The organism is Paenibacillus sp. UNC499MF (assembly GCF_900107975.1).
In the GTDB taxonomy this organism is placed as follows: domain Bacteria; phylum Bacillota; class Bacilli; order Paenibacillales; family NBRC-103111; genus Paenibacillus_F.
In genome coordinates this window covers 784526-805192 of the sequence record NZ_FNVF01000001.1, presented here as the reverse complement: position 1 = coordinate 805192, position 20667 = coordinate 784526, and the positions used below count along the sequence as shown (strand labels likewise).

Genomic DNA, 20667 nt, shown 5'->3' with positions numbered 1-20667 from the left:
CTCCTATAAAAATTATTAAGTTACTTTTCGTAACCTAGTGTATGATTGTAACTTTATAATGTCAAGTAATTTATTTATTTGCCGTTACTATATTTTTATTAGCTAAATGAGCGTATACTGGAGGAAGGAGGGATGCCTGATGAAAGAATCGAACTTATGTCCCCGTTTCGAAAAAGGAATGCAGCTCATCAGCAAACGCTGGGCCGGCCTTATCGTTTATCAGCTGTTAGCCGGTCCGCAGCGTTTTTGTACGATAGAATCGAATTTGCCTTTAAGCGGGAAAATCTTGTCCGAAAGATTGAAAGAGCTTGAGCAGGAGGGGATTATCCGGCGGAATGTGTATCCCGAAACTCCGGTGAGGATCGAATACTCGCTGACCGAGAAAGGCCTTGCCCTGGAACCGATTATCCGTGAAGTGGAACATTGGTCTTCCGCGTGGCTTCAGCCCGAGTGACGTGCGAGGATTGACAGCGGGAATATGCGTACCTATACTATTTAGAGTTCGCATTTGCGCGTAAATGAAAATCGTCCGCATCTGTTTGACGGAGGTGAGACCTATGACCATCAGCAGCCGCTTTGCCGTAGCCGTTCACGTTTTATCGCTGCTGGAGCTGAATAAAGAAGGACGCAACACGTCCGAGTATATAGCCGGAAGCGTCAATACGAATCCGGTCGTCATCCGCCGGATTACCGGCATGCTGAATAAAGCCGGCTTGACCCGGACAAGCCCCGGAGTCGCCGGTGCCGCTCTGGGCCGTCCTCCCGCAGAAATTACCCTGCTCGATATATACCGGGCGGTTCAGGGAGACATGCAGGACGAGCTGTTCGCGATGCACGAGAATCCGAATCCCGACTGTCCCGTCGGCAAGAACATTCAAAGCACGCTCGAAACCCGGTTCAACCGGGCGCAGCTCGCTATGGAACGGGAGCTTGCCGGCGCTACGCTGGCCGACGTCGTAAGAGATCTCGCCCGCTGCGACTAATCCGCCCGGAGATTGTTACGCCGGGCTATCCCCCGTATGCATCGGTGAAAACGGATTCAGCTAAAAAAGACATCAACACTCCCGTTCAGGGGAAGTTTTGATGTCTTTTTTTGTGTACGCACCGGAATAATAACCGGAGACGACGGACCCGGAGACAACATCTCCGGCATAAGGAGCCCGTGGGCCTCCCGGTATATAAATCGCGGCAGCCCCCACACACGGGCAGGGCAGCCGCCAACCGGCAGCATGACGCTTTATTTGCCAGGAGCAGCGGGAACCGGGATGGACATCCGGCAGCTTCCCGCGTTGTTTGCAGGAGCAGCCGGCGGGTCTTACTGAGACTCATTTCTGCCGGTGCCGCTTTTTTTACAGGAACAGCCTTCCTGCTTGGATATGCTCACGCTGCCGTTCGCCTGCTCGAACACGCCGACCATCCGCGAAAGAAACGTATTAATAAGATCCAGCTGATCCGCCGTATAGTCCTTGCATACTTCCCGGGTCATATTTCCCAGCGGTCTGTACAGCGCCCTGATTTCACTCTGCTTTTCTTTGACCGGAACGATAATGACGCGGCGGCCGTCGTGAGGGTCCTTTTCCCTGCGCACGAATCCCGCCTGCTCCAGCCGGTCGATCAGAGCCGTGACGGTGCCTGTCGTCAATCCGGTCAGCCTGGCCAGCTCTCCGGCCGTGACCGGTCCTTTTTCGTTCAGAATATCCGCCGTTTTCAGATCGGTATGTATGACCCCAAGGGAATGTGCCGCATTTTGTTGAAAAAGAACGATACGCGTAGATAGTTTACGCATAAGCCCTGTCAGCTCCAGCACTTTCTCTTCATATTCAGGTAAAACGCTTGACAAGTAAAATTCCTCCTCATAAACTAGAAATTATCTTGAAAATCAAGATAATTGGGTTGACGGGATGTTTATTATTTTATCGAATAAACCTTTTTTTGCAAAGGAGATGTCTTCCAGACGCCGAAGAAGGATCGTTAATCTAGGACCGAAACTTATTCAGAGGAGGATTTCCCCTTGATTCAGAAAGACAACCATCTTAACAAGGTCGTAGCGGGGCTGCTGCTGGCCATTCTGATGTCGGCTATGGATAACACCATTGTCGCTACAGCCATGGGCACCATCGTCTCGGACCTGGGCGGCTTCGACAAATTCGTCTGGGTCACGTCCGCCTATATGGTAACCACGATGGCCGGGATGCCGATCTTCGGCAAGCTGTCCGACATGTACGGACGCAAACGGTTCTTTATTTTCGGGCTGATCGTTTTCCTGGTGGGCTCCGCCCTGTGCGGAATAGCCCAAAGCATCGTGCAGCTCAGCATTTACCGGGCGATTCAGGGAATCGGAGGCGGCGCGCTGCTGCCGATCGCATTCACGATCGTGTTCGATATTTTCCCGCCGGAGAAGCGCGGTAAAATGACAGGACTGCTCGGTGCGGTATTCGGCTCGGCGAGCGTGCTCGGCCCCTTGCTCGGCGCTTACATCACGGAATACATAAGCTGGCACTGGGTATTCTACGTTAACCTGCCGATCGGTCTCCTATCGCTGCTGCTCATCATGCGCGCCTACAAGGAATCTCCGCAGCATGTCGAGCAGCGCATCGACTGGTGGGGAGCGATTACGCTCGTCGTCGCGGTCGTGAGCCTTATGTTCGCCCTTGAGCTCGGCGGCAAGAAATACGCGTGGGACTCCGCTCCGATCCTGAGCCTGTTTGCGAGTTTTGCCGTGTTCTTCATTCTCTTCTTCATCATCGAACGGAAAGCGAAGGACCCGATCATCTCGTTCTGGCTGTTCAAGCGCCGCCTGTTCGCGACTTCCCAGCTTCTGGCGCTGCTGTACGGGGCCACCTTCATTATTCTGACGGTATATATCCCCATTTATGTGCAGGCCGTCTTCGGCGGTTCCGCGACGAACGCGGGCCTTATCCTGACGCCGATGATGCTGGGCAGCGTGGCGGGCAGCGCGATAGGAGGTATTTTCCAGACGAAAACGAGCTTCCGGAATCTGATGATTATTTCCGTCTTCTCGTTCCTCGCCGGCATGTACCTCCTCGGGGGACTGACGCCCGAAACGAGCAGAGCGCTGCTGACCGTGTTTATGATCATCGCCGGTTTCGGCGTCGGCTTCTCGTTCTCCCTGCTGCCTACCGCTTCGACCTACGATCTGGAACCCCGGTACCGCGGCACGGCGACCTCCACGAACTCGTTTCTGAGATCGTTCGGAATGACGATCGGCATTACGATTTTCGGCAGCATTCAGTCGAACGTCTTTACCGACAAAATCCAGGCCGCCTTCCAGGGAATGAACGGCGGCGGAATGACCGGAATCGATATGAGCAATCCGCAGCAAATTTTCCAGGCGGACAAACGCGCCCTGATTCCGCCGGAGATTTTAAACAAAATTATTCATGCTTTGTCCGAGTCGATCGCCTTCACCTTCATGGCCGCCGTCATACCGATCGTTCTGGCCGTGATTATCGTATTTCTTATGGGGAACGCCCGCGTCGTACCCGCCAAAGAAAAAACCGGACAGCCTTCCTGACCGGGTAATGTACGGAGATGAACAGCCCGAATGGCTGTTCATCTTTTTTTGTTGAAATTTGTCTGTTTCATTCGTTAAAATTCGGGTATATAAACCCAACGGATTAATTTTGAAACACATTTTATTCAGTCTCAAGGAGATGGTAACTTACATGACCGGTCTGCAAATTAATCCCCAGTCCCTCGCGGACTATTTATTTACGCATGCGGAACACGGCTTTGCTTTATATTCCCCCGACGGTGTCTGGATTCAGGTAAACGAGCCCTGGTGCCGGCTGTGCGGTTATTCTACCGAGGAACTCGCCCGCTTCACTTTAAAGGACCTAATCCATCCGGACGACCGGAGAGATGAAGACCCGGCAACTTCCGCACCCGACAGATATGTACAAAAAATCCGCTTCCTTCATAAATCCGGGCGGGAAATCCCCGTCCTGCTTACAACAAGCCGTCTGACCGGGAACTTGCCCGGCACTCCCGACTGTTATGTCCTGGAGGCGTCCGAGCTTTCATCAGACCTTGAAGACGCGCAAGCCTGGAATAAAATCAAGCAGCAGTACAGGCTCATTTCCGAACATTCCCGGGATATTTTCTATTATACGGCCCCGGACGGAACGATTCTGGACTGCTCGCCTTCCATCCGGCGGATACTGGGCTATTCGTCCGATGAGCTTATCGGGAACAGCGAGGATATGCTCTATGCCTCTCCCTCCCATTTACAAATTCAACCTTCCCCTGCCGGCGTCAGTGAAGAAAACATACGGCAAATCAAAATGATTCACAAAGACGGCCGACAGCTCTGGTTTGATTTAAGCGCGAAAACGTTAAGCGGCGACAGCGGCGAAGAGCTTTTTCTGCGAATAGGACAAGAAATTTCAGACCGCAAAAAGAACGAACAATTTATCGCGGAAGCCCAGCGCATCGCCATGATGGGGAGCTGGGAATGGGATATTTCAAGCGGCGAGATCTTTTTCTCGGACCAGCTCTTCCTGGTGTCGGGCATAGATCCGGAAACAGCGGTTGTTCACGGCATTCTGAGCCTGGTCAGCGATGATCTCCGCCCCGCTTTTAAAGAACAGCTCGATAAAGCTTTGACCGACAAAGAGCTCAGCTTCGAGTACCGGAGCCGGAGGGAAGACGGCGAAGACAGATACCTGCATATCCGCGGTCTTGTCACGTACTCTACTCAGGGCATTCCGCTTAAAATCAACGGAACGATCCAAGACATCACGGACCGCAAGCTGGTGGAGCGCAAACTCCAGGAAACGGTCGAACGCTATACTTCACTGAAAAAATACAACCACGACGCCGTTTTATCGATCGACCTGGAAGGAAAAATCCTGAACAGCAACCTGATGGCGCAGCAGATGACGGGTTACGCGGTTCACGAGATGATCGGCGCCAAATTCTCCGAGCTCTTCTGTACGGAAAATATTACGGATATTCTCGAAGCTTCTTTGAAAGACACCTCCGCTGAAAAGCGCATCGACAAAATTACCGACAAGCACGGCAACATCGTGGAGGTGCTGACAACGATCGCTCCCATCATCATCAGCGAAGCGAACGTGGGCTACTACATTATCGCCAAAGATATCCGTGAGCAGAAAAAGCTGATGATCGAGAAGGAAACCGCGGAAGCCACCAACAAAGCCAAGGGTGAGTTTCTGGCCATGATGAGTCATGAAATCCGGACGCCGATGAATGCGGTAATCGGGATGACGGACCTTCTGCTTGAAACAACCACCCTCAGCTCGGAACAGAAAGAATATTTGAATATTATCCGCAAAAGCGGCAACACGCTGCTCGGCATCATCAACGATATTCTCGACTTCTCCAAAATCGAGTCGGGCGTAACGGACCTCACCGAGGAACCGTTCGATATCCGTTCCTGCATCCTGGAGTCCGTCGATCTTCTGACGTCCAAAGCGATGGAAAAAAATCTGGAAATGACCTGTGCCATGAGCCAGAATATGCCTTCGGTCCTTCTTGGAGACGCCAAACGGTTAAAGCAGGTCCTTATTAACCTGATCGGCAATGCCGTCAAGTTTACGAGTGAAGGCAGTATTACCGTTTCCGTCAAAAAGCAGGCCCAGTCGGAAGGAGCCGTAAAGCTTCTGTTCCAGGTCAAGGATACGGGAATCGGGATTCCGAAGGAAAAAGCCGGCAAGCTGTTCCAGCCGTTCTATCAGCTTGATAATTTCATGACGCGCGAAACGCAGGGAACCGGGCTCGGGCTCGCCATCTGCAAGAAACTCGTCGAGCTTATGGGAGGCGAGATCTGGGTGGAGCAGCCGGAAGAATCCGGCGCTCATTTCCTTTTCACCGTCGTTCTCAAAGAATTGGACCCGGAAGTTGTCACGCCTCTCCCGGAGAATACGACCGTGGAGAAATCTCCCGGTCATTCGCTCAAAATCCTCGTGGCGGAAGACAACCGGATCAATCAGCTCGTCCTGGTCAAAATGCTGTCCAACCAAGGTCATACTGTCCGCGTGGTGGACAACGGCAGCGAGGTCGTCGAAGCTGCGCTGACCGAACGTTACGACCTCGTGTTCATGGATGTGCATATGCCGGAAATAAACGGCCTGGATGCGGCACGGATGATCAAGGAAGCTCTCAAACCGGAAGAATATCCGATTATCGTGGCCGTTACGGCAAACGCACTCAAAGGCGACCGGGAAAAATGCCTTGCCGCCGGCATGGACGACTATATCAGCAAACCGATATTCAGCCGGACCGTCAACGAAACGATCCGCAAATTTTTCTCTTTCCGGCAGGCGTAATACCGGCACACAACGATTCGCGCAGAAAAAGCTCCGTACAGGCTGAATACAGCTTGTACGGAGCTTTTTGACTTACGGGCGCTTGGCGGAATAGGCGGTTTAAGCCGCCGGATGCAGCGTAGTTGTCTGGGCGCTACATCAAATCGTCCAATACGGATTCTTCTTTGCGGAGGGGGTTTATCTCGCCGCGCAGCCAGACGAGCCTGAAGTTTTCGTAAGGAAACTCTTTGTTCTCCAGGAGCGCTGCGCTTGGACCGAACGCCTTCTCCACGGAAAACTGCTGGGACCGGTGCGCCAGAAGGGCCCGGGCTTTGATCTTCCAGCAGGGCGCGGTTTCGAGCCTGAGTACGGAAGGCTCATCCGCTTTTACGCCCGCGAAGGGCAGGTTGTAATACAACTTCTGAACGTGAGGACACCGTCCGCCGAGAACGGCCTCGTTCACCGCATGATGAACGGCGATGTGATCCGGGTGGCCGCTGATTCCGTCCGCCGGAAATGTCACGACGACGGACGCTCCCGTTTCGTTCAGAAATTCCGCCGCCGCTTCCGCCAGCACCGCCCTGTCCAGCGCGGCCAGCTTGCCGTCCGGCAGCCCCAGGTGCTTCACGGCCGATACGCCCAGCAGATCGCAGGCGGTCTGCAGCTCGATCTCCCGTGCGGCGGATAGCTGCTCGGGAGTCATGGGACCGAGCGGTCCCGGTCTGCCCGCATCTCCGCGCGTGGCGGACAGCAGGACGGTGCGTATTCCCCGGTCCGCGAGAGAACGGATCAGGCAGGCGCTCGCGAACGATTCGTCGTCCGGGTGCGCGTATATAAAAGCGACTACAGGGGCCATGCGTATCCGACTCCTTCCGGTTATAAGACTGACCTTTTCACAGCCGTTTCAGAACGATTTCTTCGGCGATGCCGTCTACGTGGAGATCTTTGCCCTCCAGATACCAGACATCCTTTTCCTCCATAAAAAAGGTGACGCCTCCGGCTTCGGCCGTAACGGCCGGGTAATGCGGAGCATCCTTAATGATTCCGAACGTAAAGGCATCCTCGCCGCCGCCGCTGTAACGCACGAAAATGCGAACTTGATCCCCGTCGCCGAATCCCCAGTCTTTCCTGAAAAGATCCGATGCGGTTTCCGTGATCTTAATTTGCATGCTTCGGCTCCTCCTCCCGATGACTCTCCCGAACCGTGGTTCACGATGAGTCGGCTATGTACGTAGTTTCGTTCCGGACCGTTCCGATCCGCTTCCTCCTTATTATAAGCCTTACACGGCCGTGTGGCGCAAGTACCGCTTGTTTTCCCCCGCTCCGGGAAGGGTATGTATACATAACCGACACATTTAGGAGGGAATGGACATGGAACAACCCAAAGGACAAGAAGTTCGCAACGAGAAAAATCCCGACCGCAATTCTCCCGAGCAGGAGCACAAAGTTGACCGCAAACAGGACATCGAGCCTCAGGCGGAGGAATGGAATACACGCAACGAGATCAGCGGCACCCATCAGGACGAGAACAGCCGCAATTTATAAGGACGAACGCCCATACGGCAATAAAAGAAAACAAGCGCCGGGACTGAAAAGTCCCCGGCGCTTTTTGCACGGAATAACCCATTATTTTACCCAGTTGCCTTTGCGGAAGACCGGCTCAATCGTGCCGTCAGCCAGTTCCCCGTCGATGTCGAGATCGGCGGAGCCGACCATAAAGTCGACGTGCGTCAGACTCACGTTGGCGCCTCTCTCCAGCAGTTCTTCCTGGCTCATCTTGGTCCCGTTCTCCAGAGTGAACGGATACGCGCTTCCGACGGCAAAATGGCAGGACGCGTTCTCGTCGATGCCGGTGTTGTAGAAGATCCGGTTCAAATTCGAAATCGGCGAATCGTGCGGCACCAGCGCCACTTCTCCGAGACGCTTCGCTCCCTCGTCGGTTTCGAACAGGGATTTGAGATGCTCCTGCCCGACTTCGGCGGTATAGTCGACCACGACTCCGTCCTTGAACGTGAGCTTGAACTTATCGACGAGACGGCCGCCCAGGTTCAGCGGCATTGTGCTTGATACCGTTCCGTTTACTCCGTCGCGCTTCGGCATGGTGAACACTTCTTCGGTCGGCATATTGGCGACGAAATAATCGCCCTGCTCGTTTTCGCCCCCGCCGCCGAGCCACAAGTGGCCTTCGGGCAGCTCCACGGTCAGGTCCGTTCCCGGCGCTTTATAATGCAGGCGGCGGTACTTCTTGCCGGTCAGCCGCTCATGCGTCTCGGACAATTGAGCGATATGATCTTTCCAGGCGGCGACCGGATCGTCCTTGTCGACACGGTTCATTTTAAAGATCGTGTCCCACATGACGGATACGCGCTCGTCCTCGGGCAAATCGGCGAAAACTTTGTCCGCCCACGCTTTAGTCGGCGCTTTGACGAGACACCAACTGAATTTATGGTTGCGCACATAACTCTGGAAGCGTTGTCTCGCGATCGAAGCCGCTTTGCCGGCACGGGAAATTTTGCCCGTATCGATGCCCTTGAACAGTTCCGGATCGGGCACCTTGATATTCAGCAGAGCCCCGTTGCCTTCGGCAAGCTGCTCCATCATTCTCGCCGTCCATTCCGGGTAGAAATCAAACGACTCGTCAGGCGCGGATTCGTACCGAATGCGCGTCGTCTGCTCGTCGCTCCAGTTAACCTCAACGAATTTGGCGCCCGCTTCGTAAGCTTTTCTTACGACGTGACGCGTAAACTCCACACTTTCGATCGGCGATTCGATGTACAGAATCTGTCCCGGTTGAATGTTAACGCCTACTTTTACGACCAGTTCGGCATATTTCTCCAGTTGTTTCTGGAATGATGTCATGAACGACAACCCCCTATGTAAATAATAACTGAGCACCCTTTTACTCTACTCCTCCTACTCCAAAAAAGAAAGTCCGCTCCAAATGACGGATGATTGATTGAATTTCTTCCCCCTGTCCGTCATCCTCTTATACGCGTGGAATCATCAATAAGAAGTCTTTATTTTTTCGAAAAAACAAGAAAACGGGAGAAAAAAGGCGATTTAAGCGCTATCACCGTCTTTATTCGAAATGAAACGCCTTCCTCTCTTCGTTATAATGTCTTGTAGTGATCAACGGCCCCGACTTTCCTGAGAGTGGAAAGTCACCCTATACACCAGCTGAACTTATACCAGAGGAGGATTCTCAACTTGCTTAGACAACTGAATAAAACCTGGTTTTCCAATCCGCGCAGCGACATTTTGTCGGGGATAACGGTAGCGCTGGCGCTTATTCCGGAAGCTATCGCTTTCTCGATTATCGCCGGGGTCGATCCCATGGTCGGACTGTACGCCTCGTTTACGATGGCGCTCGTCATTTCATTCTTCGGCGGCAGACCCGGCATGATTTCGGCGGCCACAGGAGCGATGGCGCTCGTTATGGCTCCGCTTGTCAAACAATACGGCCTGGAGTACCTGTTCGCGGCGACGGTCCTGACCGGAATCCTTCAATATATTCTCGGTCTGCTTAAACTTGGCAAACTGGTCCGCTTTGTGCCCCAATCGGTTATGACCGGATTCGTGAACGCGCTTGCGATCCTTATTTTTATGGCGCAGCTTACTCATTTTGCCGGTCAAAGCTGGGTCATGTACGCGCTCGTCGGCGTAACGCTTGCCATTATTTACATTCTGCCGAGATTCACGAAGGCGTTTCCGTCCGCACTTGCGGCAATTATCCTGGTTTCCATTGTTACCATTTCTTTCGGCATCGGGGTCAATACGGTCGGCGACATGGGCCGGATCACAAGCTCGCTGCCTTTGTTCCATGTACCGCAAGTCCTGTTTACGTGGGAAACCCTCAAAATCATTTTCCCGTTCTCTCTGTCACTTGCTTTTGTCGGGATTCTCGAATCGCTGCTCACGGCCACGATCCTCGATGAAATGACGGATACGCCGAGCGACAAAAATCGCGAAGTCCGCGGTCAGGGCGTCGCCAACGTCGTTACCGGCTTCTTCGGCGGAATGGCGGGCTGTGCCATGATCGGACAATCCGTCATCAACATCAAGTCGGGCGGGCGGACCCGTTTGTCCACGCTGGTTGCCGGTCTGTTCCTGCTGTTCCTGATCCTTGTGCTCGGCCCCGTCGTCGAGAAAATTCCGATGGCGGCTCTCGTCGGCGTCATGATCATGGTCTCCATCGGTACGTTCGATTGGAAGTCCATTCCCCAAATGGCGAAAATTCCGCTGTCCGACGCGCTGGTTATGATTGTCACGGTAGCGATTGTCGTTGCCACTCACGACTTGTCCAAGGGCGTCTTCGCTGGCGTTCTGATCAGCGCGGTCGTTTTCGCCTGGAAAATGGCCAAAATACGCACGACGGCAAGTATGGATGCCGCCGGTACCAAAACATATACCGTATCCGGACAAATGTTTTTCGGCACGATGACGCATTTCATCGAGCAGTTCGACTATATGAACGATCCGCAGCGGATCGTGATCGACTTTTCCCATTCCCACGTGTGGGATCATTCGGCCGTTACGGCTATTTCCAAAGTAATCCTGAAATACGATCTTCTCCAGAAACACGTATCCGTTACAGGGCTCAATGAAGAGAGCCGCCGGCTCGTAGAGCGGGCCGGCCTTGCGGCCCCGGGCGGACACGGCTAAAAGAAGCACGTTCCGGCAGTAAGGAACCGTCCCGTCTTGTACATGGGCGCGTTCCCCGCCGGAACGTGCTTTTTCTTTTGCCCGCCCGATCACGGTTCAGATTCAATAAGACGCAAAAAACGCCGGGACATGCATGGGCCGTCAGGTTGTGTTTTTATCTCCGATTGCGTTACTATGGAATAAAAACCGTCGCTGCTTACTGTCAGACGCAAGTAGGAATATTTACGCCTGTCTTCATCCGTGACGGAAGGAGGCCACCATCTTATGGAAGAAGTCATCATTGTCGGAGCCGGTCCTTGCGGAATCTCGGCTGCCGTCGAACTCAAGAAAGCGGGCATCCCCGCGCTCGTGATCGAGAAGCACTGCATCGTGAATTCCATTTATTTGTACCCGACCCATCTCCAGTTTTTCAGTACGCCCGATCTGCTGGAAATCGGCGATATCCCGTTCACGACGCCAAGCGACAAGCCCAGCCGCCAGGAAGCACTTTTTTATTACCGCAACGTTGCCCGCCATTTCGATCTGAACATCCGGAGCTACGAAGAAGTCACTTCCATTCGTAAGAAGGACGGCTGTTTTATCGTCACTTCCGTGAACCGCGGCGGGCGGCAGATCGAAACCGAAGCAAAGCATGTGGTCATTTCAACCGGCTATTTCGATACGCCGAACCTGCTCGGAATCCCGGGAGAGGACCTTCCGAAAGTAACTCATTATTACCGGGAGGCACATCCCTATACGAATATGAAGGTCGCCATTATCGGCGGCAACAATTCGGCCATCGATGCGGCACTGGATCTGATGCGCGTCGGCGCCGAAGTTACGGTCGTGTACCGGCAGGAGCAAATGTCTCCGTCCATCAAGCCCTGGGTGAGACCGATTTTCGAAAGCATGGTCTCCAAGGGCCATATCCGCATGCTTTACTCTTCCCGTGTCGTACAGATCGACGATCTCACGGTAACCGTCGACACCGGCGGGACGCAAACCGTACTCGATAACGATTTCGTTCTCGCTCTCACCGGCTTCCGGCCCGACCGGACCTTGATGATCGAATCGGGCGTGGAGCTTCAAGGCGAGCATCTGAAGCCTCTTTATGATCCCGAGACCATGGAATCCAACGTGCCGGGTCTGTATGTCGCCGGCGTTATCGCTTCGGGCCACAACGCCAACGAGATTTTCATCGAGACGGGCCGCAAGCATGGCGTGGCCATCGCACGCCACATCGCCTCGAAGCGGGATAACGAAGCCAACAGCTAAATCACCCCGGCTGCCGCTGCCTGGCAGAACGCGCCGCCGCGATAAGGAGGAACGAGCTTGTTCGAACGGAAAGATTACTTATTGACGATGATCACGCAGATGACCGAAGCGATTGCCACCCGTATCCTCAAGCTCCGCAAAGAGAAAAAGCATGCGGAAGCACTGGCCGCGCTCGGCGAGCTCTACGGACGGATGCAGCTGCCTCCGTCCAAGCTTCTCGGCTCCGTTCCGGAGGAAGACGCTCTGCGCATGCTGATGACGGGGGCCTCGCTGAGCGGCGAGAAGCTCTTGGCAGCCGCCAAGCTGCTCCGCGAGGAAGCGGACATTTACGAAGAAATGTCCGGGGAGCGCGAAGCTTACCAGCGCAGAGTCAATGCGCTGTATTTTTATTTGATGGCGGCCGAGCTGGGCGCGGAATCGGACGATATTTCCCTTCATGCGGAGATCGCCTACTTGAACCACCGGCTGAAAGCGTACCGCCAGCCTCCGCATGTCCTGTTCAAGCTCATGGAGTACTGCTCCGCCGCCGGAAGCTATGACGAAGCGGAGAACCTGCTCTATGAGCTGAAAGACAGAGGCGCTCCGGAAGACGCCGATCTTCCCGGGTGGGGCGCCGCCTTCTACCGGCGGCTGCTCGACTGCAGCGACGAAGCGCTGCAAGAGGGCAAGCTTCCCCGCGACGAAGTCGAAGCAGGCCTGCGCGAGTGGGAGGCCTCCTGGCCCCGGCTGTCGGCCGGCGGGACAGGCACCGCCGCCGGGAGCGCGGAGAGCATCGGCTGACCTGGCGGCTGCCGGCTCCGTCCGCTTCGCTCTCCACAGCGCTATTGCCGCGGCAGAGCGCTTTACCTGCACAAAAAAGACCGTTCCGCACAGCCTCCGCAGGCTGACGAAACGGTCTTTTTTTGTTGCCGCAATTTCCTGGCGGCTGCTTATGCGAATCCGTTGATCCGGTTTACTGAAGTCCGCGCACCTCGAATTCGTAGATCCGGGCCGCCGTATCCCCGCCCTGGCTCGCTTTAACGATGTTCAGCTTCACATAGCGCGCCTTCACCAGTGCTACTGCATCATAGGTTTCACCGGCGGTGTTTCCTGTAACCTCAAGGACGTCTGTCCACGTAACGCCGTCCGCACTCACCTGCACGGTGTAGCCGCTCGTGTTGAAGCCTGCCCATTCGCCGCCCGCTTCGGCATTTTTCAGGACGAATCCGCTGATGGTCTTCTCCGCTCCCAGATCTACCGTGAGCCAGTGAGGCAGATTGCCCAAGGCGCACCATTTGCTGTTGTCCGTCACTTTGCCGTCCACCGCGTTAGCCGCTCCTTCCGCGGGACCGCAGGCGTTGTCCGCTTTGGCGGTTTTGCCCAGCGCCAGGTTAACGGCCTCCCCCGCGTCTTTGCGGACGGTAATAAGCGCCTGTTTGGTCACGGAATCTTGGCCCGAGCTGTTTTTGGCCGTAAGCGTTACGCTGTACGTCCCTTCTTCGGCAAACGTCACGACCGGCTGTTTGTCCGTACTTGCGGAAGGGCTTCCTCCCTTGATCGTCCACTGCCACTCTTCGGTGACTTCCGTCGACTGGTCGATCAGCTTCACCTGCTCACCGGGAGCGACAAGCGTTTTATCCGTTTTAAAACGGGCCTCCGGTTTCGGATAAGCCGGCCACCCGATCGCCGTCTCGGCGGCCTGCCCCGCCCGGTACTGCCCGTTGACCGCGACCACCTTCAGTACGGTCGTGTCTTCTTTATTGCTTCTTTTCATCTCGGGAACATAGTAAACGTTATTGGGAGTAGCTCCTATGAACTCCTCTTTACCGTCCGGAAGCACCCGATAAATTTCATACTGCTTCACATCCTTGCCTAGAGCCGTCCACTCCAGGCGGGCATCTCCGTAAATGCCGTCGCGGAAATCGGAGCCGGTGACCTTAAGGTCCTTAACGGCCGGCAGAGGCGCCTGATTTTCTTCTTTGGCGCTGCTGACCGAAAGCTTGCCGATGTTGATCGCATAAGCCGGAATCGTTTCTTTGGAGCCAAAGACGAGCGAAATCGATGTCAGGCGTTTTCCCTTATAAGGCGTCAAATTAAACGTTTCGGTCGTCCAGCCCGGCTGAACTTTATCCTTCACGTCCAGATAAACGACTTCTTCCTTCGGACCCGCAAAAGTCAAGGCGACTTTCATCCCCGGCTTCTGTGAAGTTTTATAGGTAACCGACAGTTTAGTGGCCGGTTCGACGGTCAGGTCCGTCCGGTACAGCTTGAGCGTCGTGGCATTGGCCGGACTCAGCGTCCCTTCCACCTTGAGCGAACTGCCGCCGTAATAGGCGTCGGTCCAGTCGAAGCTCGGTTTAAGCGCGGTTCCTTTGCTCTCCGCCATCCAGCGCCAGGTCGGCAAAATATCCTGCAGGCTGCGGTTGTTCCAGCCTTTATCGCGCACTAGTTTGCCGTCCGCGTAGTACTGCTGCCCGCTTCCCGTGTTGAAATGCGTCACGAACGGCAGCTTGTTGACCGGGGATTGCTCGGCGACATAATGAGCCATGCCCTTCCAGGCAAGGTTTGTCTCCGTATCGGAAGGATTACCGTTCTGGCCGACCCAGAACTTATTCTCCCTGGCGAAAAAGTCCTTCATGTTCTCCGCGCTGTTAAACGCCCAGTCGGGACGGTAAATGCCCAGCGAAGTCGCCGCCAGCTTGCCTTTCGGGAACAGCATGTCCCACTGTATGCCGGTATCGTAGCCTTTGGCCTCGACGTCGATGCCCGCGAACAGCTCGTACGGGCTCCGGCCCAGGCTTTTCGCTTTGGCGGCCGAGCCGGCCAGGTCCTTCCACCAGAAGTTGAGGAACATGCTGTCCGAAACTTTCTGCTGCTTGTCCTGCAGGAACATCTCGTTCTTGTCGTTCAGCGCGTTCTGCCAGCTGATCGTACCGTCTTTGGTCATGGAATCGTACCACATGATCTGCATGGACGGGGATTTGCGGGCTTCCAGATAAGCCAGGAATTGCTTCATCTTCTGCGCATCCGCCGGAGTTCCGCCCTCGGTTTCCTGGTTAATGAACCAGCCGTCGAAACCGTACGTTTTCGCCACCTCGATCAGCTTGTCGGCTACCGGGAACGATCCGTCCGGCTTCTGCTGGAGCGTCTGCTTCACCCAGTCGTACTTGCCCCCGTACACGCTCGGCGGGAAAAATACGGTGCCCATGATCGGCACGCCGTTCTTGTGGGCCGCGTCTATCGCATCGGCGCTCGGAGGCACGATGATGCCTTCTCCGGCGGAGCCTCCCCAATAGACGAGCTTGTCCACGTACTGCCAATATCCGAACGTATTGGCCGTAAATTTGTCGGAGCCCTGGGAAGGAACGCCGCTCGTTCCCGCATTAAGCGCGGAAAGCGCCACGATTTTGGGCTCCTTGGACGCGTTTGCGTTCACTTTATCGCCCGTAAAGCGCTCTTGCAGCGGGATCGAGCCGCGGTTGAACTTCGCGTCGGGATCGGAACCCGGGCTCCATTTCAGCAATTGCTCCGGATACCAGTACGAGGAATGGGGCTGCGCCGCGGAAGCGGATAACCCCATCGCCGCGAACGCCGTGATGGATACGGCCAGACTGACGCCAATCTTTTTCATTTGTGACCTCCTATGTAAGTTGAGACTTTCGTAGGCAGCGGAACGGCAACAGCCCTTTGAGAATGACGCGCCGGACCGCTCTCGCTGCCTGATGAGCATTCTGAATAATTTCCCTCCCGTTTGTCGCCGGCTTGGCAATGATTACGCTTTCATTATAACAATGGGGTTAAATCCGTTCCTAGTGGACGAATTAAAGGTTGCATGTACATATTAAATACGTCTGGCGGAAATTTCCTTCATGGCCTCGCCGTGTCCGGAATCCATGTAAAAAAGCGGCCGCATCTCTGACATCGCCTCTCCAAGTAAACGATAGTACGTTTTTCGCATACTATCCGCTTAAATGGGGGGAATATCACGACCGCGGCCGCTTCTTTTATAGGAGGAGAAGGTGCCTTACTTTTTCTCCGCTTTCCATTTATCAAACTGTTTTTGAGCTTCGGCGATGACTTTATCGAGGCCGGCGGCCTTCATTTTTTCCATCGCTTTCGGCAAATATTCGTTGGGGTCTACGGATCCTGTCATAATGGCCGGGTAAAACTCGCGGGAGATGGCGGAAATGGCCGCCACTTCGGTTTTGACCGGATCGACGTCAAAGTTGAAACCGAACGTCGGCGATACTTTCGCCGAATCGTTAAACTTCTTGAACGCCTCCCATTTGTCGGCCGGTTCTTCTTTGTGCAGGTACGTCAGGTACATGTTTCCGAGTGCGAAGCCCGGCATCTGGAAGCCGTCTTTCATAGCGGGCAGATCTTCGATGACATTTTCGGACACTTTCTTGTAGTGCGTGCCTTCGATTCCGAAGCTGAACAGGTTGCGCAAATATTTGTCCGTGTTGAGCAGGTTCAGGAACATCATGGCGCGCTCCGGATTTTTGGAGTTTGCCGAGATCGCGTGCATCGCGCCGGAAGCCGAGCCGGTGAACACGACCGGGTCCTGCATCGGGGTCGACACGATGTCGTAGCCTGCGCTCCGGGACCAGCCCAGATCCGCGTACGGCTGTGTAATTTCGCGGTCCACGAACCATTTGCCCGTCTTGATATTGTCGATGCCGTCAAGCGTGGCGACATCTTTGCGCAAATATCCCGCCTGGTAGTATTTGCGGATCGTTTCCAGAGAAGTTTTCAGCTCGGGAGTCTCCAAAATATTGACGAATTTGAAATCCGAAGCGTTATCCTGGATTTTCATTCCGACCGGGAATTCGTCTCCGAGAATAAAGTCGTACGGAATATACGGCTTGAATCCTTTCGGCACGGCAAGCGGAGTAATGTCTTCCGGCTCGCCTTCCTTGATCTGCTTCAGGTACGGCTCCAGGTCTTGAAGCGTACGTACTTTGGTTATATCGATCTTGTATTTGTCCACGTATTTCTTATTGAAGCGCCATACCCACTGCTCGCCAAGCTCCTTGTTGACCGGAACGGCGTAGTTCTTTCCGTCGATTTTGGTTCCTTCGAGAAAACGGGGATCAAGCTCTTCCTTGATGCCCTTGCCGTATTTGTCGAGCAGGTCGTTCAGCGGCATAAACGCGCCTTTAGCCGCATTCGTCCGGTACTCGAACGCCCACGAAGACGTGAAGGCGATATCGAAATTTTCCCCCGACGCGGAAAGCACCTGCATCCGTTTGGAATAATCGCCCCAGTCGATCATCGTAATATCAAGCGTGGCGTTAATCTTTTCCTTCACATATTTATTGATTTCTTCCTGAACTTTAGGCAAGTCCCGCTGCGGACCGCCGATCAGGTACACTTTCAATTTAACTTCCTTCTCGGTCGAATCGCCGGCCCCCTGCTTGCTGTCTCCGCCCTCGCTTTTGCTTCCGCAGCCTGCGAGCAACGATCCGAATGCCAGCATCAGTACGAGCATAAACAGAAGCGCTTTTTTTCCCGCCATTCCTGAATCCCCCTGACAAAATAGTAATGATAACGCTTTCTTTACAGGCATGATCTTTCCCCCGGCCTTGTAAAGAAGAAGGCGCCGAAGCCTACTCCTTGACCGATCCGATCGTCAGCCCCTGGATAAAATATTTTTGGAAAAACGGATAAGCGAGCGCAATCGGCAGTGTTGCCAGCACAACCATCGCCATACGCACCGTTTCCGTCGGAAGCGAGGCCGCAATATCATACGACACGACCTTGGAACTGTTCTGAACGACAAAATCCATGTTGTTCTGAATGCGCATCAGCATCGTTTGAAGCGGAATCAGCGTCGGCTTGTCGATATAAAGCAGCGCATTGAACCAGTCGTTCCAGAACGCGAGCGTGCTGAACAAACCGATCGTCGCAATGCCAGGCAGTGAAATCGGCAGCACGATCCGCGTGAATACGCCGAATTCGGTCGCTCCGTCGATTTTGGCCGATTCTACAATAGCGTCCGGCACCGTCGTGGAGAAGAACGTCCTCATGACGAGAATATAGAAAGCGTTCAGCACGGACGGCAGAATGAGCGCCCAAATCGAATCGCGCAGATGAAGAAACTGGGTGACCACGATATACGACGGCACCAGGCCTCCCGAGAACAGCATCGTGAAAAAAGCGAGAAAGCTGAAAAATCTCCGCTGCTCGAAGCTTTTTCTCGATAATGCGTACGCATACGTGGCGACGAGATACAGCGTCAGCAGAGTACCCAGCACCGTCACCAGAAGCGTGACTCCGAATGACTGGAGCAATTGCTGCCCCGAGTTCATCAGAAACCGGTACGAGGCTGTGCTTAACTGGCTCGGCACCAGGCTGAAGCCTTCGATAGCGAGCGTTTTCTCGTCGGTGAACGAGATGATAATAATAAACAGAAACGGAAACACGCAGGACAAAGCGAACAAACCCACGCCGGTCGAGAATACGAAATTCCAGAACGGCGATATCGCATTCAAATCTTTCGGCTTCTTGCCCCTCCGGGCCTGTGCCGTCGTTCCTGCCTTAACCGATCCGCTCAAGTCTGACATTGCTGGCACCCCCTAGCCGGATCCTTGCTGCTTTTACATTTAAAAGACGGCATATTCTTTTTCGATTTTCCGCACCGCATAATTGGCCGTCAAAACCAGAATCAGACCTACAACCGACTGATAAAGCCCGGTAGCCGTACTCATTCCCGTATCGCCCATAACTGTCAGACCGCGGTAAACGAACGTGTCGATCACGTCTGTAACCGGATACAAAGCACCCGAGTTTTTTGTCACCTGGAAGAATAAGCCGAAGTCCGAACGGAAAATGCCGCCAAGCGCCAGTACGGTCAAAATAATCATCAGCGGTTTGAGCTGCGGAAGCGTTATGTACTTGATCTGCTGCCACTTGCTGGCTCCGTCGATCATGGCGGCCTCGTAATACGAACGGTCGATACCCGCGATTGCGGCGAGATAGACGACGCTGCCGTAGCCGATGTTTTTCCAGATGCCCATAAAAATCAGAATGTACGGCCAATATTTCGGTTCGCTGTACCAGTTGACGGAATCGGCCCCGAAGTACGCGAGAATCTGGTTAAACACGCCCTTTTCCATATTGAGAAAAATCAGCACAAAGTAACTGATAATAACCCAGGACAGGAAATAAGGCATAAACATGGCCGTCTGATACACTTTGGTCAGCCGTTTGTTCAGCAGCTCGTTCATGACGATCGCGAAACCTACCGCACAGACCAGCCCCAGAAAAATCAAAGCCAGGTTGTACAAAATCGTATTGCGTGTGATGATATACGCGTCGTTGGTGGAGAACAGGAACTCGAAATTTTTGAGTCCTACCCATTCGCTGTTAAAAACGCTTGCAAAAAAGCCGTCCGGATGAATACGAAAGTCTTTGAACGCCACGATCGTACCGAACATGGGCAGGTAGGCAAAAATAATAAACCAGATCGCTCCCGGCAGCACCAACAAGAGAAACGCCCGGTTTCTCACTAAACTTTTCACGATGCCAGGCACGGCGTTTTTCCCTCCTTTGCCTTTTCTTAGGTTGTCTTCTACGGTTGTTAATCCCCTATAATCAACAACGGCAGCTCGCGCGGGACTTTCCGTCTCGCTCCCGTTCTCATTATCTCCGCTGACCGCCTCCGCCGTATAGTTGAAAAATCTAATCCAAGATGGAGAAATTAAAGAAACCTTAGGCGATTTTATAAAAAAAAGCACGCGGATGCAGGTGCACACGCATGCTTTTCCTATTTTTACCTTTTGGTATACATGGAGCGGAGTTCCGTCGGAGATACGCCGGCGTATTTCTTGAACGTCCGGTAAAAGTAAGACGAGTCCCAATAGCCGACCTCCTGGGCGATCTCGGCCGTCTTCCGGTCCGTATGGAGAAGAAGGTGCGTCGCCCGCTCCACCCGGTACTGGTTCACATAATCCGAGAAGCTGGTTCCCACCTCCTGCTGGAAAAGCTGCCCGAGATAATTCGGGTGCATATGCAGCTTCTGGCCAAGCGTCTTCAGCGACAGCTCCCGGGAATAGTGCTCTTTCACCTGCTCCAGGATCGCCGCTACGTGAGGACTGTACTCGCGGGCCGCGTCGGAACGGCTGTCCAGCATCGCGTCCGCCACCCGCCTAATCTGTGCGGCAAGTCCGCTCAGCGTCTGAATCCGGGAAAGGGCCGCGAAAATGTCGCTGTAATCCGGCTGCTTCTCCATCTCCTTGACCGCCAGCATGAGCTGGATAGCCGAATTGAAATAAGGCTGTCGCGGTACAGGCCCGGCACTGCCGCTCCGGTGAAAAAACGAATCCGCAAATTCGCCGATTTCCTTCCGTCTTCCCTCAGCCAGCAGCTTGACGAACATGTCCATCGCAGGCTCGGGCGGAGCCGGAGGTTCCCCCTCAGTAAAGGCGTAAGCCGCCAGGTCGTCAATCACCACGCCCGCGTGCTCGCTCATCAAGTGGTC

General features: G+C 54.2%; 17 protein-coding genes. 8 read left to right on the top strand and 9 right to left on the bottom strand.

Annotation, left to right across the window (positions count from 1 at the left end; genetic code table 11):
* Positions 1–139 precede the first annotated feature (139 nt).
* Complete coding sequence (locus C4S74_RS03665; protein WP_103993982.1) at positions 140–454, top strand: helix-turn-helix domain-containing protein; 315 nt, start codon at positions 140–142, stop codon at positions 452–454.
* A 103-nt stretch (positions 455–557) separates the two neighbouring features.
* Entirely contained in the window at positions 558–983 is a 426-nt protein-coding gene (locus C4S74_RS03660; protein ID WP_103993981.1) for an Rrf2 family transcriptional regulator, read from the top strand.
* A gap of 332 nt (positions 984–1315) precedes the next feature.
* Here the strand turns inward: C4S74_RS03660 and C4S74_RS03655 are convergent, their stop codons facing one another.
* Positions 1316–1786 carry a MarR family transcriptional regulator gene (locus C4S74_RS03655; RefSeq protein WP_181024312.1) on the bottom strand — a complete coding sequence of 157 codons (471 nt, stop codon included), beginning with the start codon at positions 1784–1786 and terminating at the stop codon, positions 1316–1318.
* 225 nt (positions 1787–2011) lie between these two features.
* Here C4S74_RS03655 and C4S74_RS03650 point away from each other — a divergent pair, with 225 nt between their 5' ends.
* Positions 2012–3535 (top strand): MDR family MFS transporter, encoded by a 1524-nt coding sequence (locus C4S74_RS03650; protein ID WP_103993979.1) that lies wholly within the window; start codon positions 2012–2014, stop codon positions 3533–3535.
* 151 nt (positions 3536–3686) lie between these two features.
* Complete coding sequence (locus C4S74_RS03645) at positions 3687–6311, top strand: PAS domain S-box protein (RefSeq protein WP_103993978.1); 2625 nt, start codon at positions 3687–3689, stop codon at positions 6309–6311.
* A 133-nt stretch (positions 6312–6444) separates the two neighbouring features.
* Here C4S74_RS03645 and C4S74_RS03640 read toward each other — a convergent pair whose 3' ends face one another.
* Both C4S74_RS03640 and C4S74_RS03635 read right to left on the bottom strand, forming a co-directional pair.
* A complete protein-coding gene (locus C4S74_RS03640; RefSeq protein ID WP_103993977.1) occupies positions 6445–7146 on the bottom strand; it encodes a PIG-L deacetylase family protein in 702 nt (233 codons plus the stop codon).
* Between the two features lie 37 nt (positions 7147–7183).
* Positions 7184–7459, bottom strand: a complete 276-nt coding sequence (locus tag C4S74_RS03635; protein ID WP_103993976.1) for a HesB/YadR/YfhF family protein — start codon at positions 7457–7459, stop codon at positions 7184–7186.
* A 202-nt stretch (positions 7460–7661) separates the two neighbouring features.
* Here C4S74_RS03635 and C4S74_RS26365 point away from each other — a divergent pair, with 202 nt between their 5' ends.
* The gene (locus C4S74_RS26365) at positions 7662–7835 is read left to right on the top strand and encodes a hypothetical protein (protein WP_181024287.1); all 174 of its coding nucleotides are present in this window, start codon (positions 7662–7664) and stop codon (positions 7833–7835) included.
* An 81-nt stretch (positions 7836–7916) separates the two neighbouring features.
* Here the strand turns inward: C4S74_RS26365 and C4S74_RS03630 are convergent, their stop codons facing one another.
* Positions 7917–9149 carry an aminopeptidase gene (locus tag C4S74_RS03630; RefSeq protein ID WP_103993975.1) on the bottom strand — a complete coding sequence of 411 codons (1233 nt, stop codon included), beginning with the start codon at positions 9147–9149 and terminating at the stop codon, positions 7917–7919.
* 348 nt (positions 9150–9497) lie between these two features.
* On the opposite strand from C4S74_RS03630, the gene C4S74_RS03625 reads away from it, so the two are divergent.
* The 3 genes from C4S74_RS03625 (at position 9498) to C4S74_RS03615 (ending at position 12986) form a co-directional block, all read left to right on the top strand.
* Positions 9498–10952 carry a SulP family inorganic anion transporter gene (locus C4S74_RS03625; protein ID WP_103993974.1) on the top strand — a complete coding sequence of 485 codons (1455 nt, stop codon included), beginning with the start codon at positions 9498–9500 and terminating at the stop codon, positions 10950–10952.
* A gap of 264 nt (positions 10953–11216) precedes the next feature.
* The gene (locus C4S74_RS03620) at positions 11217–12206 is read left to right on the top strand and encodes a YpdA family putative bacillithiol disulfide reductase (RefSeq protein WP_103993973.1); all 990 of its coding nucleotides are present in this window, start codon (positions 11217–11219) and stop codon (positions 12204–12206) included.
* A gap of 57 nt (positions 12207–12263) precedes the next feature.
* A complete protein-coding gene (locus C4S74_RS03615; protein WP_103993972.1) occupies positions 12264–12986 on the top strand; it encodes a DUF6483 family protein in 723 nt (240 codons plus the stop codon).
* A 172-nt stretch (positions 12987–13158) separates the two neighbouring features.
* On the opposite strand, the gene C4S74_RS03610 is transcribed toward C4S74_RS03615, so the two are convergent.
* The 5 genes from C4S74_RS03610 to C4S74_RS26920 all read right to left on the bottom strand — a co-directional run bounded on the left by C4S74_RS03610 (position 13159) and on the right by C4S74_RS26920 (position 20658).
* Positions 13159–15816, bottom strand: coding sequence for a discoidin domain-containing protein (locus tag C4S74_RS03610; RefSeq protein WP_103993971.1), 2658 nt, complete (start codon positions 15814–15816; stop codon positions 13159–13161).
* Positions 15817–16209: 393 nt separating this feature from the next.
* Entirely contained in the window at positions 16210–17703 is a 1494-nt protein-coding gene (locus C4S74_RS03605) for an ABC transporter substrate-binding protein (RefSeq protein WP_103993970.1), read from the bottom strand.
* A gap of 91 nt (positions 17704–17794) precedes the next feature.
* A complete protein-coding gene (locus C4S74_RS03600) occupies positions 17795–18751 on the bottom strand; it encodes a carbohydrate ABC transporter permease (RefSeq protein ID WP_103993969.1) in 957 nt (318 codons plus the stop codon).
* 39 nt (positions 18752–18790) lie between these two features.
* A complete protein-coding gene (locus C4S74_RS03595) occupies positions 18791–19720 on the bottom strand; it encodes a sugar ABC transporter permease (protein ID WP_103994263.1) in 930 nt (309 codons plus the stop codon).
* Between the two features lie 239 nt (positions 19721–19959).
* Positions 19960–20658 carry a helix-turn-helix transcriptional regulator gene (locus tag C4S74_RS26920; protein ID WP_258042359.1) on the bottom strand — a complete coding sequence of 233 codons (699 nt, stop codon included), beginning with the start codon at positions 20656–20658 and terminating at the stop codon, positions 19960–19962.
* Between the last annotated feature and the right edge of the window lie 9 nt (positions 20659–20667).

Coding starts and splice junctions, on each gene's coding strand:
- C4S74_RS03600 (WP_103993969.1), bottom strand. CDS start 18,751: ATGTCAGACTTGAGCGGATCGGTTAAGGCAGGAACGACGGCACAGGCC.
- C4S74_RS03640 (WP_103993977.1), bottom strand. CDS start 7,146: ATGGCCCCTGTAGTCGCTTTTATATACGCGCACCCGGACGACGAATCG.
- C4S74_RS26365 (WP_181024287.1), top strand. CDS start 7,662: ATGGAACAACCCAAAGGACAAGAAGTTCGCAACGAGAAAAATCCCGAC.
- C4S74_RS03645 (WP_103993978.1), top strand. CDS start 3,687: ATGACCGGTCTGCAAATTAATCCCCAGTCCCTCGCGGACTATTTATTT.
- C4S74_RS03660 (WP_103993981.1), top strand. CDS start 558: ATGACCATCAGCAGCCGCTTTGCCGTAGCCGTTCACGTTTTATCGCTG.
- C4S74_RS03635 (WP_103993976.1), bottom strand. CDS start 7,459: ATGCAAATTAAGATCACGGAAACCGCATCGGATCTTTTCAGGAAAGAC.
- C4S74_RS26920 (WP_258042359.1), bottom strand. CDS start 20,658: ATGAGCGAGCACGCGGGCGTGGTGATTGACGACCTGGCGGCTTACGCC.
- C4S74_RS03655 (WP_181024312.1), bottom strand. CDS start 1,786: ATGCGTAAACTATCTACGCGTATCGTTCTTTTTCAACAAAATGCGGCA.
- C4S74_RS03620 (WP_103993973.1), top strand. CDS start 11,217: ATGGAAGAAGTCATCATTGTCGGAGCCGGTCCTTGCGGAATCTCGGCT.
- C4S74_RS03630 (WP_103993975.1), bottom strand. CDS start 9,149: ATGACATCATTCCAGAAACAACTGGAGAAATATGCCGAACTGGTCGTA.
- C4S74_RS03665 (WP_103993982.1), top strand. CDS start 140: ATGAAAGAATCGAACTTATGTCCCCGTTTCGAAAAAGGAATGCAGCTC.
- C4S74_RS03605 (WP_103993970.1), bottom strand. CDS start 17,703: ATGGCGGGAAAAAAAGCGCTTCTGTTTATGCTCGTACTGATGCTGGCA.
- C4S74_RS03610 (WP_103993971.1), bottom strand. CDS start 15,816: ATGAAAAAGATTGGCGTCAGTCTGGCCGTATCCATCACGGCGTTCGCG.